Below are 14,165 nucleotides of genomic sequence, written 5' to 3'. Positions count from 1 at the left end.
TTCTTTTAATAATAAGCGGGTGTAGTTTAGTGGTAAAACTACAGCCTTCCAAGCTGTTGTCGCGAGTTCGATTCTCGTCACCCGCTTTGAACATAGGTTCTTTACCAAGTTTTTAACTTGGGCGCGTAGCTCAGGTGGTTAGAGCGCACGCCTGATAAGCGTGAGGTCGGTGGTTCGAGTCCACTCGTGCCCATTTTGGAGAATTACTCAAGAGGCTGAAGAGGACGGTTTGCTAAATCGTTAGGTCGGGTAACCGGCGCGGGGGTTCGAATCCCCCATTCTCCGTATAATTTCCAAGTTTGAGATGTCATCTCAAACTATTTTTTATATTTTTGAAGGTTTTGTCTATGTTCTTGAATCGATTCTTTAAAATTTTTAGTTTTGTATTTGTTTTAACTGTTTCAGGAATTTTATTTCTTTTTCCTTCTGTTAGAACTTCGATTGTTTTAAAATTTTCTGATATATTAGCTATTGTTGATAAGGCAGTATCGGTACCATTTGTTGTTGTGGAATCTAAGGCAAAGGATTTAAAGAATTTATCTGAATTAAATGATGAAAACCGTTCGTTAAAATCACGTCTTTATCAAAAGGATATTGACCAGTCAAAACTTAACCGTTTGGAATCAGAAAATAGAGAATTAAAGGATTTGATGTCAATCAAGAATTCTGTATCGGGTTCTAAACAAGTCGTTAGTGAGATTATTGACCGTAATTATGGTTCGTGGGATCAGGAATTTGTTATTGATAAAGGTAGTTCAGATGGAATTTCTGATTCTATGTTTGTTCTTTCGTCTGGTGGCGTCATTGGTGTGGTAGAAAGTATAGAGAAAAATTCTAGCAAAGTGAAATTATTAGTTGAAGATACTATTTCTTCACAACACCTGACGTTTAAAATTGAGAGTCAAGGTCAATCTATTTTTGCTTTATTAAATGGTTATGACGAGAAGACAGGTGAGTTTCGGTTGTTGCAAATTGGAGATCCAGTTGAAATTAAAAAAGGATCTCTGGTTTCAACAAGTGGTTTAGGAAAATATAAGAGTAGTGACTTACCTCTTGGTACAGTGACTTCTACTCAAAAGGCATCTGATCAGTTAGGGCAAGAAATTCGTGTGAAACCAAAGGCTAATTTAGATGTCAATCGTTATGTACTATTGATTGGAGAGTAGTGTGAAAGTCATACGTAAGTACCATTTTTTCCCTTTAATCTTATTCTTATCTTTATTTGTTGACGGACAGATCTCTTTTCTTATTTCTCGTTTCTGTCCAAACTCTTTTGAACCTACTTCATTTTTATTTCTATATGGTTTTATGTTATTGAGTCTCTATTTCTCTGAGATAGCTAGTATTTGGTGGGGAGTCTTCTTTGGTTTTTGTTTTGATGTGTATTTTTTACACACCCTAGGAATTGCCTTCCTAGTATTTCCTTTACTACAGGTGATTTTTTATCGGTGTAATCAGATTATTTTGGTCAATCGATTGACTCGTTTTTTTACATTTTTATTAACGATTCTATTATTTCAGATTTTAACAAACCTTCTTTTGATTCTTTTTATTGGTATAAAATTTAACTGGATTACATTAATTATTTACCAAATTTCCCCAAGTTTAATTTTGAATGTACTTCTATTAATAGTATTACAGCCTTTACTTGAAAAGATTTATTTATAAACTCGAAATAAAAATGTAACAATAGCGTAATATAAATTTTTAAAAAATTTGTTATACTAGTTAGTGTCTTATTAGAAAGGGAAAATTTATCTAATGAAGAAAAAATTATTTGCCACAATCTTATTGAGTACAGTTGCTTTATCACAAGGTGCTGTTGTAGCTGGTGTATCAGCTGATTCAACAGATGATAAGATTGCTGCTCAAGATAACAAAATCAATAGTATTAATCAACAACAACAAAGCGCACAAGCTCAGGTAGATCAAATTCAAGGTCAAGTATCTGAAATTAAAAAACAACAAGAAAATCTTCAAGCTGAAAATGACCGTTTGAATGAAGAATCTGAACGATTGTCAGCTGAGATCGATGAGTTGTCAAAAAATATTGTTGCTCGTCAAGAATCACTTGCAAATCAAGCACGTAGTGCTCAAACAACTGGGACTGCAACAAGCTATATTAATGCGATTGTTAGTTCTGGATCTTTGACAGAAGCTATCTCACGTATTTCTGCTATGAATGAAATTGCAGATGCTAACAACAAAATGTTGCAAGAGCAAAAACGTGATAAAGAAGATATTGCACAAAAACAAAAAGAAAACAACGATGCTATCAATACTGTCATTGCAAACAAACAGCAATTAGAAGATGATGCGCAAGCTTTGTCAACTAAAGAAGCTGAGTTGAAAGTGGCACAATTGAATTTGGCAGCTGAAAAATCATCTGCTGAAAATGAAAAGAACGCTTTGTTGCAACAAAAAGCTGAAGCTGAAAAAGCGGCAGCGGCAGCAGCAGCAGCTGAAGCAGCTTACCGTGCAAAACAAAAGGAACAACAAGCAGCTGTGAAAGCTTCTGCAAATACTACCCTTCAAGCACAAGTTCAGGCAGCGGCTCAAACACCTGCTGCAACACCAGCGGCTGCACAAACTCAAGCAGCAGCTCAACCTGCTGTTCAAACTCAAGCAGTGGCAGCACCAGTAGCAACTACTTCTCGTCCAACTTATAGTACATCTGCATCATCTTATCCAGTTGGTGAGTGTACATGGGGTGCGAAGACATTGGCTCCATGGGCAGGTGATTACTGGGGTAATGGTGGACAATGGGCAGCAAGTGCAGCAGCAGCAGGATTCCGTACAGGATCTCAACCACAAGTTGGTGCCATTGCATGTTGGAATGATGGTGGATATGGACACGTAGCAGTTGTTACAGCTGTTCAATCTACAACAAGCATCCAAGTCTCTGAGTCTAACTATAATGGTATCCGTAGTATTGGTAACTACCGTGGTTGGTTTAACCCAACAACAGCTCAAGGTACTGTTACTTATATCTATCCAAACTAAGAATTACACTGAAGCAGAACACTTGTTCTGCTTCTTTTTTTGAAAGATTGTCGGTAGAACCAGATTTTGTATTTTCCATAAATTAATATTTGAATATTTGCTTAAAAAGCGATAAAATGATTACAGGAGAAATTTGTGCTGACTGTACAATATGGTTTTAGATTTTACTGGAGGAAATCATGTCATTTTCTGATTTAATGCTCTTTGCTTTGTCGTCAAATCAAGAATTGGCTCAACGTGTGTCTCGAGAAATGGGACTACCGCTTGGAAAGTCAACGGTTCGTCAATTTTCTGATGGAGAAATTCAGGTTAATATTGAAGAATCAATCCGTGGGAAAGATGTTTATATTTTGCAATCCACTAGCTCACCGGTTAACGATAATCTGATGGAAATTTTGATTATGGTAGATGCCTTGAAACGTGCAAGTGCGCAATCCATTAATGTGGTGATGCCGTATTACGGTTATGCTCGTCAAGACCGGAAAGCTCGGGCTCGTGAACCAATCACTTCTAAGTTGGTAGCTAATATGCTTGAGGTTGCTGGAGTTGATCGTCTGTTGACAATTGATTTGCACGCCGCTCAGATTCAAGGTTTCTTTGATATTCCTGTTGACCACTTGATGGGGGCGCCTTTGATCGCAGACTATTTCGAACGTCGCGGGATGATTGGAAAAGACTATGTTGTTGTCAGTCCAGACCATGGTGGTGTGACTCGTGCTCGGAAATTGGCTGAATTTTTGAAGACACCGATTGCGATTATTGATAAACGCCGGAGTGTCGATAAGATGAATACGAGTGAAGTCATGAACATCATTGGAAATGTTGAAGGCAAAACTTGTATTTTGATTGATGATATGATTGATACAGCTGGTACAATCTGTCATGCGGCGGATGCCCTTGCAGAAGCAGGTGCTGTTGAAGTTTATGCGAGCTGTACTCACCCTGTTTTATCAGGACCAGCGATGGACAACATCCAAAAATCAGCCATTAAGAAGTTGGTGGTGTTGGATACGATTTATCTACCGGAAGATCGATTGATTGATAAGATTGAGCAAATTTCGATTGCGAAACTTCTTGCAGAGGCTATTGTTCGCATTCACGAAAATCGTCCTCTTTCCCCTCTATTTGAAATCGGAAATGCCAAAAAATGTTAACAATAAGGAGGCTGGGTAACTGGTCTCTTTTATTTAGGAGGATATACAAATGGAAATCAGAAAATGGTTGGAAAATCTAAAAAAAGAAAAGAAACGGAAAAAACTGGTTCGAGCAGCTAAAGAACTAGAAGCAAAGGCTGATCCCAGTTTGCCCAAGAAACGATTGCCTAAAAATGAAGTGGTAAAATAGAGCTATTAAAAAGAGTAATTTTGACATAGATAAAATAGGGTGTTACATAACTGATAGAAATAATTTAAGATATATAACATCCATTTTTATATATCTTAAATTCGTAATTTTATCTTTCAAATAGGTTAAAACCTTAAAATTTTTTAAAAAAATATAAGAAAAAGTCTTGACATAGGCAGAATATCCTAGTATACTAGTCATAGTTACGAAGTAACGAATAATTTTTGAAAAGAAAAAAAGGAGATAAAACAATGAAAAAAGTTTTATTATCATCAGTAGCAGCTCTTGCAGTATTTGCTGCAGCAGCACCAGCATTTGCGAATGAAAACCCTATTAACGGTGGAGCTAACAAACCAGGTGCATACGACCAACCAGTAACTGGTGGCGGTGTTAACGATCCTTACAACGCTCAAACTGAGTTTAAAAATGGTCGTAAAGCTAACGAATATGTTGGTGGTCACCCAGAAGATATTGATGCAATTGCATCTAAAGACCCAGAAGTAATCAAAGCTAAGGAAGCATTTGATGCTGTTGAAGGTGGATCACACCTTTACGGTGAAAAGAAAGCAGCTTATGAAGCAGCATTGAACAATGCTCGTAATGCAGCTCGTAACGCTAAAATCCAAGAATCTCAAAAAACATACAACACTGCTGACAAGGCACAAGGTTCTTACTATATCTTGAATGAAACTCCAGAACAAGCTAACGCACGTTACTTGAAACAACATGGAATTTCTAAAGAAGAAGCAGCTAAACAATCTAAAGAAGAAGCAACTAAAGCAGAAGCAGCAGCTAAAGCAGCAGAAGCTGGTAAAGCTGGTAAAGCTGGATCTAAACAAGCTGGTAAAGCTCTTCCAAAAACAAGCGCAGTTAAATAATTTGATTATTAATTAGCTCGTAAAATATCACTGGACCTTCGGGTTCAGTGTTATTTTTTAGAAAAAATCATCAAGAGGAGATCAATCAATGAAAAGAGCTGGAAAAAAAGGTTCAAATAAATTAGGTATTATGATTGCTGCTCTTGTTGCAGTTGTTGTGCTTGTTGCTGGAATTATTTTCTTTAATCCTTTTGGAGGAAGCAAGTCATCTAGCACAGCTAAAAAAACGACTGGGACAAGTTCAACTAAGCAAGAAACTAAATATGAACCTAGTCAAGAAGAAAAAGATTACCTAAAAAATCGTTTTGCTCAGTTAACTGCTGTTAACCCTGAAGCAATTGCTTATGTCTATGCACCGGGTACTGAGTTGGATGAACCTGTTGTACAAACTACTGATAATGAAACTTATTTGAATAAGACGTTTGATGGTGGGAATGAGCCATACATGGGGACAGTCTTCATGGATATGGACAACAAGAAAGACTTTAGTGATCGTTTGACTTGGTTGTTTGGTCATGCTCGTGGTAGCCAAGTGGGAGATCACCGCATGTTTAATGATGTTAACTACTATGATAAACAAGAGTATTTGGACCAACATCCATATGTCGTGATTGAAACACCTGAGCGCAAATATTATTATGAAGCAATGGGCTTGGTCATTGTCCCAGAGGACACTGCTTTCTATCGTACAAGCTTTACAGATGATAAAGATTTCACAACTCAGTTGAAGAATATCTATGAGTCAGCTCGTACGAAGAACCCTAATATCAAAATCAAGGCATCTGATAAATACTTGGTATTGTCAACTTGTCGTGAAGAGGATGAAACGATTCGTTCTAACCTCTACCTACGTCAAATTCCTGATTCAGAAATGAAGGATTTTGTAGCGAAACATGCAGATCAATTGAAATATGTGGCAACACGTGGTCAAGAATAATGTCTTGAAAGACTTAGCATTGCTAAGTCTTTTTTGTATGGAAGGATTGTTGAAATGTCCTTTGATGATGATCAAAAGATGGGGATCTGGCTTGTTCTTTTGCGATGGGGTCCTATTTATAGTATAATGAATATAAGTGTTTTTGGAGGTGTTCTATGGATTTAACGAAACGTTTTAATAAAAATCTGAATCGGATTGAAGTGTCTTTGATTCGTCAGTTCGATCAATCAATTTCTTCCATTCCTGGTGTCTTGCGTTTGACTTTGGGGGAACCGGATTTTACAACTCCTGAACATGTAAAAGAAGCAGGAAAGGCTGCCATTGATGCGAATTTTAGCCATTACACTGGGATGAGTGGTTTGCTAGCTCTGCGTGAGGCTGCGAGTCAATTTGTGGCTGATAAATATGGTATTCACTACCGTCCTGAGGATGAGATATTGGTGACGATCGGTGCGACTGAAGCCCTATCTGCAACCTTGACAGCGATCTTGGAACCTGGAGATGTAGTACTTCTTCCGGCGCCAGCTTATCCTGGTTATGAACCGATTGTGAATTTGGTTGGGGCGGAAATTGTCGAAATTGATACGACATCAGATCGTTTTGTCTTGACGCCTGAAAAGTTGGAAAAGGCGATTCTAGAGCAGGGTGAAAAATTGAAGGCTGTTGTTCTCAATTATCCAGCTAATCCAACGGGTGTCACTTATTCGCGCGAACAGATGGCAGAATTGGCTGCTGTCCTAAAAAAATATGAAGTTTTTGTGATTTGTGATGAAGTTTATTCAGAGCTAACTTATACTGGAGAAGCGCATGTCTCTATGGCATCCTTCATTCCTGAGCAGACCATTGTCATTAATGGTTTGTCTAAGTCTCATGCCATGACAGGCTGGCGACTTGGCTTTATCTTTGCTCCGGCTGTATTGACGGCTCAACTCATCAAGAGTCATCAGTATTTGGTAACGGCTGCTGGAACGATGAACCAGTATGCTGCGATTGAGGCCTTGACTGCTGGTCGGGATGATGCAGAGCCGATGAAGCAGGAATATGTGAAGCGTCGGGATTATATTATTAAAGAGATGTCCGCGCTTGGGTTTGAGATGATTAAGCCAGATGGAGCCTTTTATATTTTTGCTAAAATCCCAGCTGGTTACAATCAGGATTCCTTTGCTTTCTTACAAGATTTTGCGCGTGAAAAAGCGGTTGCTTTCATCCCTGGTGCTGCTTTTGGTCAATATGGTGAAGGCTATGTGCGCCTGTCTTATGCAGCCAGCATGGAGGTTATCAAGGAAGCTATGAAACGCTTGAAGGAGTATATGGAAGAACATGCTGGAGTCAATTGAGACCCGGGGCATTGTGCTGTATAATCGGGAGTTTCGTGAGGATGACAAGCTGGTCAAAATCTTCACAGAGAAGTCAGGGAAGCGGATGTTTTTTGTGAAACATGCGGGAAAATCACGGTTGAATCCCATGTTGCAACCTTTGGTAACGGCAGATATGTTGTTGAAAATCAATGATGATGGGTTGAGTTATATTGATGATTTTCAAGATGTGCAGGTTTATAAGAAAATCAATGCAGATCTTTTTGCCCTTTCTTATGCGACCTATGTTCTGGCGCTTGCGGATGCAAGTATTCAGGATAATCAGGTGGATCCGGCCCTGTTTGCTTTTTTGGAAAAGACCTTGTCTTTGATGGAAGAGGGACTGGATTATGAGGTTTTGACCAATATTTTTGAGATTCAGATTCTATCACGATTTGGAGTTATCTTGAATCTGCATGAATGCTGTTTCTGTCATCGGGTTGGACTTCCTTTTGATTACTCTTTTCGGTATAGTGGGGTCCTTTGTCCGGATCACTATGATCAGGATGAGAGACGAGCCCACTGGCATCCGAATGTTCTCTATTTATTGGATCAGTTTCAAGCAGTACGATTCAGTGAGTTAGAGACGATTTCTCTACAAGCGGAGATGAAAGCAGCTCTGCGTCAGGCAATTGATCAGTTGTATGAGGAGTATGTAGGGATTCATTTAAAAGCTAAAAAGTTTATCGATTCCTTGAGTGATTGGGGAGCGATTATGAAAGATTCATCTGGAGGTGAAACATGAAAAAAATTGCAGTAGATGCAATGGGGGGCGATAATGCACCTCAAGCCTTGGTAGAAGGTGTGAATCAAGCCATTCGTGATTTTGATGATATTGAGATTGTCTTGTATGGCGATGAGGCAAAAATCAAAGAATATTTAACCGCAACAGAACGTGTATCGATTGTGCATACGGAAGAAAAAATCGATTCAGATGATGAGCCAACGCGGGCTATTCGTCGGAAAAAACAGGCTTCGATGGTCTTAGCTGCCAAGGATGTGAAGGATGGTGAGGTCGATGCCATGCTATCTGCGGGAAATACAGGTGCGCTATTGGCAGCTGGTTTCTTTATCGTTGGCCGCATCAAAGGGGTGGAACGCCCTGGCTTGATGTCGACACTTCCAACGGTTGATGGTCGTGGCTATGATATGTTAGACTTAGGGGCCAATGCGGAAAATACACCAGAGCACTTGCATCAGTATGCTGTGATGGGATCCTACTATGCTGAAAATGTTCGTGGGATTCAAAAACCACGCGTGGGTCTATTGAATAATGGGACAGAAGCTAGTAAGGGAGATCCTTTGCGCAAGGAAACCTACCAACTGTTATCTGAGGATGAGTCGATTCATTTTGTTGGGAACGTGGAAGCGCGTGACTTGATGAATGGTGTTGCTGATGTCGTTGTGGCGGATGGTTTTACAGGAAACGCTGTCTTGAAAACGATGGAAGGAACGGCTTTTGGGATCTTGAAGCAATTGAAACAAGCGATTGCCACTGGAAACTGGAAGGCGAAATTGGGAGCATTTCTGCTCAAGGACCGTTTGAAATCATTGAAGCAAACCTTGGATTTCTCAGATGTTGGAGGAGCGGTCTTGTTTGGTCTTCAAGCACCTGTTGTTAAAACGCATGGTTCGAGTGATGCCAAAGCTGTCTATAGCACGATTCGTCAGATTCGGACCATGTTAGAGACAGATGTTGTTGGAAAATCAGTGAAGGAATTATCGAAGGAAGGGTAATGTATGAGTAAACAAAACGAAATTTTAGCTACAATTGAGGAATTTCTCAAAGATCGCAAGGGACCAGATTTTCAAGTATCTTTGGAATCTGACTTACGTAAGGATTTACAAGCAGACTCTGTTGAATTGATGGAATTTATTATCAATCTTGAGGATGAATACCAAATTGAGATTCCGGACAAGGCTATTGATGAATTTAACACAGTAGGGGATGTTGTCGACTATATCGAAAAACGAACTGCTGGTCACTAATGAAAAAGGGATCGTTCAGAGATTATTCTGGAGGGTCTTTTTTTCTGTCCTTTTTATTCGGATTCTGCTTATATTGTACGGAATTTTATTGAAAATACACTTTGTATGTGATAGAATGAAGGTGATAAAATACGAAAGGCGAACAAAGTCATGACCAATCAACTGATTTATACTGGAAAAGCTAAGGATATCTATACTACTGAGGACGAACATGTGATTAAGTCGGTCTATAAGGACCAAGCAACCATGCTAAATGGGGCTCGTAAAGAGACGATTAAAGGAAAAGGTGTGCTAAATAATCAGATTTCGTCTCTTATTTTTGAAAAATTGAATGCTGCGGGTGTTGCGACGCACTTTATAAAACGTATTTCTGACACAGAACAACTCAACAAGAAAGTAAAAATTATTCCTTTGGAAGTTGTTCTTCGCAACGTGACTGCGGGTTCCTTTTCTAAACGTTTTGGCGTGGAAGAAGGTTTGGAATTGAAAACTCCAATCGTTGAATTTTACTACAAGAACGATGAGTTGGACGATCCATTCATCAATGATGAACATGTCAAGTTTTTGGATATTGCCAATGATGAGCAAATTGCTTATATCAAGGAAGAAACACGTCGTATCAATGAATTGCTGAAAGATTGGTTTGCACAAATTGGTCTTCGCTTGATTGACTTCAAATTGGAATTTGGTTTTGATAAGGATGGCAAGATCATCTTGGCAGATGAATTCTCTCCAGATAACTGCCGCCTTTGGGATGCTGAAGGGCACCATATGGACAAGGATGTTTTTCGTAGAGATTTGGGCAGTTTAACGGATGTATATCAGGTTGTGTTGGAGAAATTACAGGGCTTGAAGTAACCTGTTTGAAACGGAAAACCTTCGTCTTCGATAACATGTTTGAATAGAAATAAAGGAAATAAAATGGATAAACGTATTTTCGTTGAGAAAAAAGCTGATTTTCGTGTAAAATCAGACTCTTTAGTAAAAGAATTGCAGCATAATCTTCAGTTGAAAACATTGAAGGATCTTCGGATTGTTCAGGTTTACGATGTTTTTGGTTTGGCAGAGGACTTGTTTGCGCGTGCGGAAAAACACATCTTCTCTGAGCAAGTGACCGATACTGTTTTGGATGAAGCTACGGTTCAGACTGATCTTGAGAAATATGCTTTCTTTGCGATCGAAAGCTTACCTGGTCAATTTGACCAACGTGCGGCATCTTCACAAGAAGCTTTGCTGTTGTTGGGTAGTTCAAATGACGTAACAGTGAATACAGCGCAATTGTACTTGGTTAACAAGGATATCGATGCGAATGAGTTGGAAGCTGTTAAAAACTACCTTTTGAACCCAGTGGATTCTCGTTTCAAAGATATCACTGTTGGCATTGCGAAACAGGATTTCTCTGAGTCTGACAAGACCATTCCAAGCTTGGATTTCTTTGAAAGGTATACGGCAGAAGATTTTGCACAGTATAAGGCTGAGCAAGGATTGGCAATGGAAGTGGATGACCTTCTCTTCATTCAAGATTACTTCAAATCCATTGGACGTGTACCAACTGAGACTGAGCTTAAGGTTTTGGATACTTACTGGTCTGACCACTGTCGTCACACGACTTTCGAAACTGAGTTGAAAACCATCGACTTCTCAGCTTCTAAATTTAAAAAACAATTGCAAGCGACTTATGACAAGTATATTGCCATGCGTGATGAGTTGGGACGTACAGAAAAACCTCAAACCTTGATGGATATGGCAACTATTTTTGGCCGTTATGAGCGTGCTAATGGTCGTTTGGATGACATGGAAGTGTCTGATGAAATCAATGCCTGCTCTGTTGAAATTGAAGTGGATGTCAATGGTGTCAAAGAACCATGGCTTCTCATGTTCAAGAACGAAACGCACAACCACCCAACGGAGATCGAACCATTTGGTGGAGCGGCTACTTGTATCGGTGGTGCCATTCGTGACCCATTGTCAGGTCGTTCATACGTTTACCAAGCCATGCGTATCTCAGGTGCTGGTGATATTACAACACCAATTGCTGAAACTCGCGCTGGTAAATTGCCACAACAAGTGATTTCTAAAACAGCGGCTCACGGTTATTCTTCATACGGTAACCAAATTGGTTTGGCGACAACTTATGTTCGTGAATACTTCCACCCAGGTTTTGTTGCTAAGCGTATGGAGCTAGGTGCAGTTGTCGGTGCGGCTCCTAAAGAAAATGTGGTTCGTGAAAAACCTGAAGCAGGTGATGTGATTATCTTGCTTGGTGGTAAGACTGGACGTGACGGTGTCGGTGGTGCGACAGGTTCTTCTAAAGTTCAAACGGTTGAATCTGTTGAAACAGCTGGTGCTGAGGTTCAAAAAGGAAATGCCATCGAAGAACGTAAGATTCAACGTCTTTTCCGTAATGGAGAAGTGACCCGTCTGATCAAGAAATCAAATGACTTTGGTGCCGGTGGTGTCTGTGTGGCGATCGGTGAATTGGCAGATGGTCTTGAAATTGATCTAGACAAAGTGCCATTGAAATACCAAGGTTTGAACGGTACAGAAATTGCTATCTCAGAATCTCAAGAACGGATGGCTGTAGTGGTTCGTCCAGAAGATGTAGATGCTTTCGTTGCTGAATGTAACAAAGAAAATATTGATGCTGTTGTCGTTGCAACAGTAACTGAAAAACCAAATCTTGTCATGCACTGGAATGGTGAAACCATCGTTGATTTGGAACGTCGTTTCCTTGATACAAACGGTGTACGTGTGGTTGTAGATGCTAAGGTGGTTGACAAGGATGTCAAGCTTCCAGAAGAACGTCAAACATCTGCTGAAACCCTTGAAGCGGATACTCTTGAAGTCTTGGCTGACCTGAACCATGCCAGTCAAAAAGGTTTACAAACCATCTTTGATAGCTCGGTTGGTCGTTCAACAGTCAATCACCCACTTGGTGGTCGCTACCAAATCACACCAACGGAAGCTTCTGTACAGAAATTGCCAGTCCAACATGGCGTGACAACAACTGCATCTGTTATGGCGCAAGGATTCAACCCTTATGTAGCAGAATGGTCTCCATATCATGGCGCTGCTTATGCGGTCATCGAAGCCACAGCTCGTTTGGTTGCTGCTGGTGCAAACTGGTCTAAGGCTCGTTTCTCTTATCAGGAATACTTCGAGCGTATGGATAAACGAGCAGAGCGTTTTGGTCAACCTGTAGCTGCTCTCCTTGGATCAATCGAAGCTCAGATTCAACTTGGTTTGCCATCTATCGGTGGAAAAGACTCTATGTCTGGTACCTTTGAAGAATTGACAGTACCACCAACCTTGGTTGCTTTTGGGGTAACAACTGCGGATAGCCGTAAGGTTCTTTCTCCAGAATTTAAAGCTGCTGGTGAAAATATATATTACATCCCAGGTCAAGCTTTGGCACAAGAAATTGACTTTGATCTCATCAAGTCTAACTTTGCTCAATTTGAAGCCATCCAAACTAACCACAAAGTGACAGCAGCATCAGCTGTTAAATATGGTGGTGTGGTTGAAGCTCTTGCCCTTGCAACATTTGGTAACCATATCGGAGCTAATGTTGAATTAGATAATCTTGACACTAGCTTGACAGCCCAATTGGGTGGATTCGTTTTCACTTCGCCTGAAGAAATTGCAGGTGTTGCTACGATCGGACAAACAGTAGCTGACTTTACACTTACTGTCAATGGTGTAACGCTTGATGGACACAAACTTGACAGTGCTTTCCAAGGTAAATTGGAAGAAGTTTACCCAACGGAATTTGCACAGGCAACTGAGTTGGAAGAAGTACCAGCTGTGGCATCAGATGCTGTGATCAAAGCTAAAGAAACAGTTGATACACCAGTGGTTTACATCCCAGTATTCCCAGGTACTAACTCAGAATATGACTCCGCTAAGGCCTTCGAAAAAGAAGGTGCCAAAGTTAACCTGGTACCATTTGTCACACTGAATGAAGAAGCGATTGTCAAGTCTGTTGACACCATGGTTGACAACATCGAAAAAGCTAATATTATCTTCTTTGCAGGTGGCTTCTCAGCAGCGGATGAACCAGATGGATCAGCTAAATTCATCGTAAACATCTTGCTCAATGAAAAAGTGCGTGCAGCTATCGATCACTTCATCGAACGTGGTGGTTTGATTATTGGTATCTGTAACGGATTCCAAGCCCTTGTTAAATCAGGTCTTCTTCCATACGGTAACTTTGAAGATGCAAGCAGCACGAGTCCAACCCTCTTCTACAATGATGCCAACCAACACGTGGCTAAGATGGTTGAAACACGTATTGCCAACACCAACTCACCATGGCTTGCCGGAGTAGAAGTTGGTGACATCCATGCCATCCCAGTATCACACGGTGAAGGTAAATTTGTCGTGACAGCTGAGGAATTTGCAGAGCTTCGTGACAATGGTCAAATCTTTACCCAATATGTTGACTTCGAAGGGAAACCAAGCATGGATTCAAAATACAATCCAAATGGTTCTGTCAATGCGATCGAAGGTATTACAAGTAAGAATGGTCAAATTATTGGTAAGATGGGTCACTCAGAACGATTCGAAGACGGTCTCTTCCAAAATATTCCAGGAAATAAAGATCAACATCTCTTTGCATCAGCGGTTAAATACTTTACTGGAAAATAAAAGGTATACAAA

The 14,165-nt window shown here is 40.1% G+C and carries 13 protein-coding genes and 3 tRNA genes; all 16 read left to right on the top strand.

The genetic code is table 11. The features are described 5' to 3' along the window. Window positions 1-15: 15 nt before the first annotated feature. Window positions 16-86 (top strand) — tRNA-Gly (locus tag WKT08_RS09630). A 33-nt stretch (window positions 87-119) separates the two neighbouring features. Continuing rightward, a tRNA-Ile gene (locus WKT08_RS09625) sits at window positions 120-193 on the top strand. 4 nt (window positions 194-197) lie between these two features. Next, window positions 198-285 (top strand) — tRNA-Ser (locus WKT08_RS09620). A gap of 62 nt (window positions 286-347) precedes the next feature. Further along, window positions 348-1,166 (top strand): rod shape-determining protein MreC, encoded by an 819-nt coding sequence (mreC, locus tag WKT08_RS09615; RefSeq protein WP_340281724.1) that lies wholly within the window; start codon window positions 348-350, stop codon window positions 1,164-1,166. A gap of 1 nt (window position 1,167) precedes the next feature. Next, entirely contained in the window at window positions 1,168-1,668 is a 501-nt protein-coding gene (gene mreD / locus WKT08_RS09610; RefSeq protein ID WP_037608210.1) for a rod shape-determining protein MreD, read from the top strand. 93 nt (window positions 1,669-1,761) lie between these two features. Continuing rightward, window positions 1,762-3,003 carry a peptidoglycan hydrolase PcsB gene (pcsB, locus tag WKT08_RS09605; protein ID WP_340281721.1) on the top strand — a complete coding sequence of 414 codons (1,242 nt, stop codon included), beginning with the start codon at window positions 1,762-1,764 and terminating at the stop codon, window positions 3,001-3,003. Window positions 3,004-3,182: 179 nt separating this feature from the next. Continuing rightward, complete coding sequence (locus WKT08_RS09600; RefSeq protein ID WP_118398225.1) at window positions 3,183-4,157, top strand: ribose-phosphate diphosphokinase; 975 nt, start codon at window positions 3,183-3,185, stop codon at window positions 4,155-4,157. Between the two features lie 49 nt (window positions 4,158-4,206). Further along, entirely contained in the window at window positions 4,207-4,347 is a 141-nt protein-coding gene (locus WKT08_RS09595) for a hypothetical protein (RefSeq protein ID WP_340281718.1), read from the top strand. Window positions 4,348-4,598: 251 nt separating this feature from the next. After that, window positions 4,599-5,225, top strand: coding sequence for an amylase-binding adhesin AbpA (gene abpA / locus WKT08_RS09590; RefSeq protein ID WP_340281716.1), 627 nt, complete (start codon window positions 4,599-4,601; stop codon window positions 5,223-5,225). Window positions 5,226-5,313: 88 nt separating this feature from the next. Continuing rightward, window positions 5,314-6,162 (top strand): class B sortase, LPKTxAVK-specific, encoded by an 849-nt coding sequence (srtB, locus tag WKT08_RS09585; RefSeq protein ID WP_340281714.1) that lies wholly within the window; start codon window positions 5,314-5,316, stop codon window positions 6,160-6,162. Between the two features lie 155 nt (window positions 6,163-6,317). Further along, on the top strand, window positions 6,318-7,499 hold the full coding sequence (locus WKT08_RS09580; RefSeq protein ID WP_340281712.1) for a pyridoxal phosphate-dependent aminotransferase: 1,182 nt from the start codon (window positions 6,318-6,320) through the stop codon (window positions 7,497-7,499). After that, the gene (recO, locus tag WKT08_RS09575) at window positions 7,483-8,262 is read left to right on the top strand and encodes a DNA repair protein RecO (RefSeq protein ID WP_045760082.1); all 780 of its coding nucleotides are present in this window, start codon (window positions 7,483-7,485) and stop codon (window positions 8,260-8,262) included. The genes WKT08_RS09580 and recO overlap by 17 nt, the downstream gene beginning before the upstream one ends. After that, complete coding sequence (plsX, locus tag WKT08_RS09570; protein ID WP_340281709.1) at window positions 8,259-9,254, top strand: phosphate acyltransferase PlsX; 996 nt, start codon at window positions 8,259-8,261, stop codon at window positions 9,252-9,254. The genes recO and plsX overlap by 4 nt, the downstream gene beginning before the upstream one ends. Window positions 9,255-9,257: 3 nt before the next feature. Next, the gene (locus WKT08_RS09565; RefSeq protein WP_024054589.1) at window positions 9,258-9,506 is read left to right on the top strand and encodes an acyl carrier protein; all 249 of its coding nucleotides are present in this window, start codon (window positions 9,258-9,260) and stop codon (window positions 9,504-9,506) included. Window positions 9,507-9,656: 150 nt separating this feature from the next. Further along, window positions 9,657-10,364 carry a phosphoribosylaminoimidazolesuccinocarboxamide synthase gene (purC, locus tag WKT08_RS09560; protein WP_340281705.1) on the top strand — a complete coding sequence of 236 codons (708 nt, stop codon included), beginning with the start codon at window positions 9,657-9,659 and terminating at the stop codon, window positions 10,362-10,364. A 63-nt stretch (window positions 10,365-10,427) separates the two neighbouring features. Continuing rightward, a complete protein-coding gene (locus tag WKT08_RS09555) occupies window positions 10,428-14,153 on the top strand; it encodes a phosphoribosylformylglycinamidine synthase (protein ID WP_340281702.1) in 3,726 nt (1,241 codons plus the stop codon). The last annotated feature ends 12 nt before the right edge of the window (window positions 14,154-14,165 follow it).

Origin of the sequence: Streptococcus sp. HCA-5024, assembly GCF_037890265.1 — a bacterium.
Lineage (GTDB): Bacteria > Bacillota > Bacilli > Lactobacillales > Streptococcaceae > Streptococcus > Streptococcus lingualis.
Note: the sequence above shows the minus strand (reverse complement) of the source record. Positions and strands in the feature narration are given on the sequence as shown.

Bases quoted from the DNA above. Each gene is read 5' to 3' on its own strand.
- abpA (WP_340281716.1), top strand. From the start codon at position 4,599: ATGAAAAAAGTTTTATTATCATCAGTAGCAGCTCTTGCAGTATTTGCT.
- WKT08_RS09565 (WP_024054589.1), top strand. From the start codon at position 9,258: ATGAGTAAACAAAACGAAATTTTAGCTACAATTGAGGAATTTCTCAAA.
- srtB (WP_340281714.1), top strand. From the start codon at position 5,314: ATGAAAAGAGCTGGAAAAAAAGGTTCAAATAAATTAGGTATTATGATT.
- WKT08_RS09555 (WP_340281702.1), top strand. From the start codon at position 10,428: ATGGATAAACGTATTTTCGTTGAGAAAAAAGCTGATTTTCGTGTAAAA.
- purC (WP_340281705.1), top strand. From the start codon at position 9,657: ATGACCAATCAACTGATTTATACTGGAAAAGCTAAGGATATCTATACT.
- WKT08_RS09595 (WP_340281718.1), top strand. From the start codon at position 4,207: ATGGAAATCAGAAAATGGTTGGAAAATCTAAAAAAAGAAAAGAAACGG.
- WKT08_RS09600 (WP_118398225.1), top strand. From the start codon at position 3,183: ATGTCATTTTCTGATTTAATGCTCTTTGCTTTGTCGTCAAATCAAGAA.
- WKT08_RS09580 (WP_340281712.1), top strand. From the start codon at position 6,318: ATGGATTTAACGAAACGTTTTAATAAAAATCTGAATCGGATTGAAGTG.
- plsX (WP_340281709.1), top strand. From the start codon at position 8,259: ATGAAAAAAATTGCAGTAGATGCAATGGGGGGCGATAATGCACCTCAA.
- pcsB (WP_340281721.1), top strand. From the start codon at position 1,762: ATGAAGAAAAAATTATTTGCCACAATCTTATTGAGTACAGTTGCTTTA.
- mreC (WP_340281724.1), top strand. From the start codon at position 348: ATGTTCTTGAATCGATTCTTTAAAATTTTTAGTTTTGTATTTGTTTTA.
- recO (WP_045760082.1), top strand. From the start codon at position 7,483: ATGCTGGAGTCAATTGAGACCCGGGGCATTGTGCTGTATAATCGGGAG.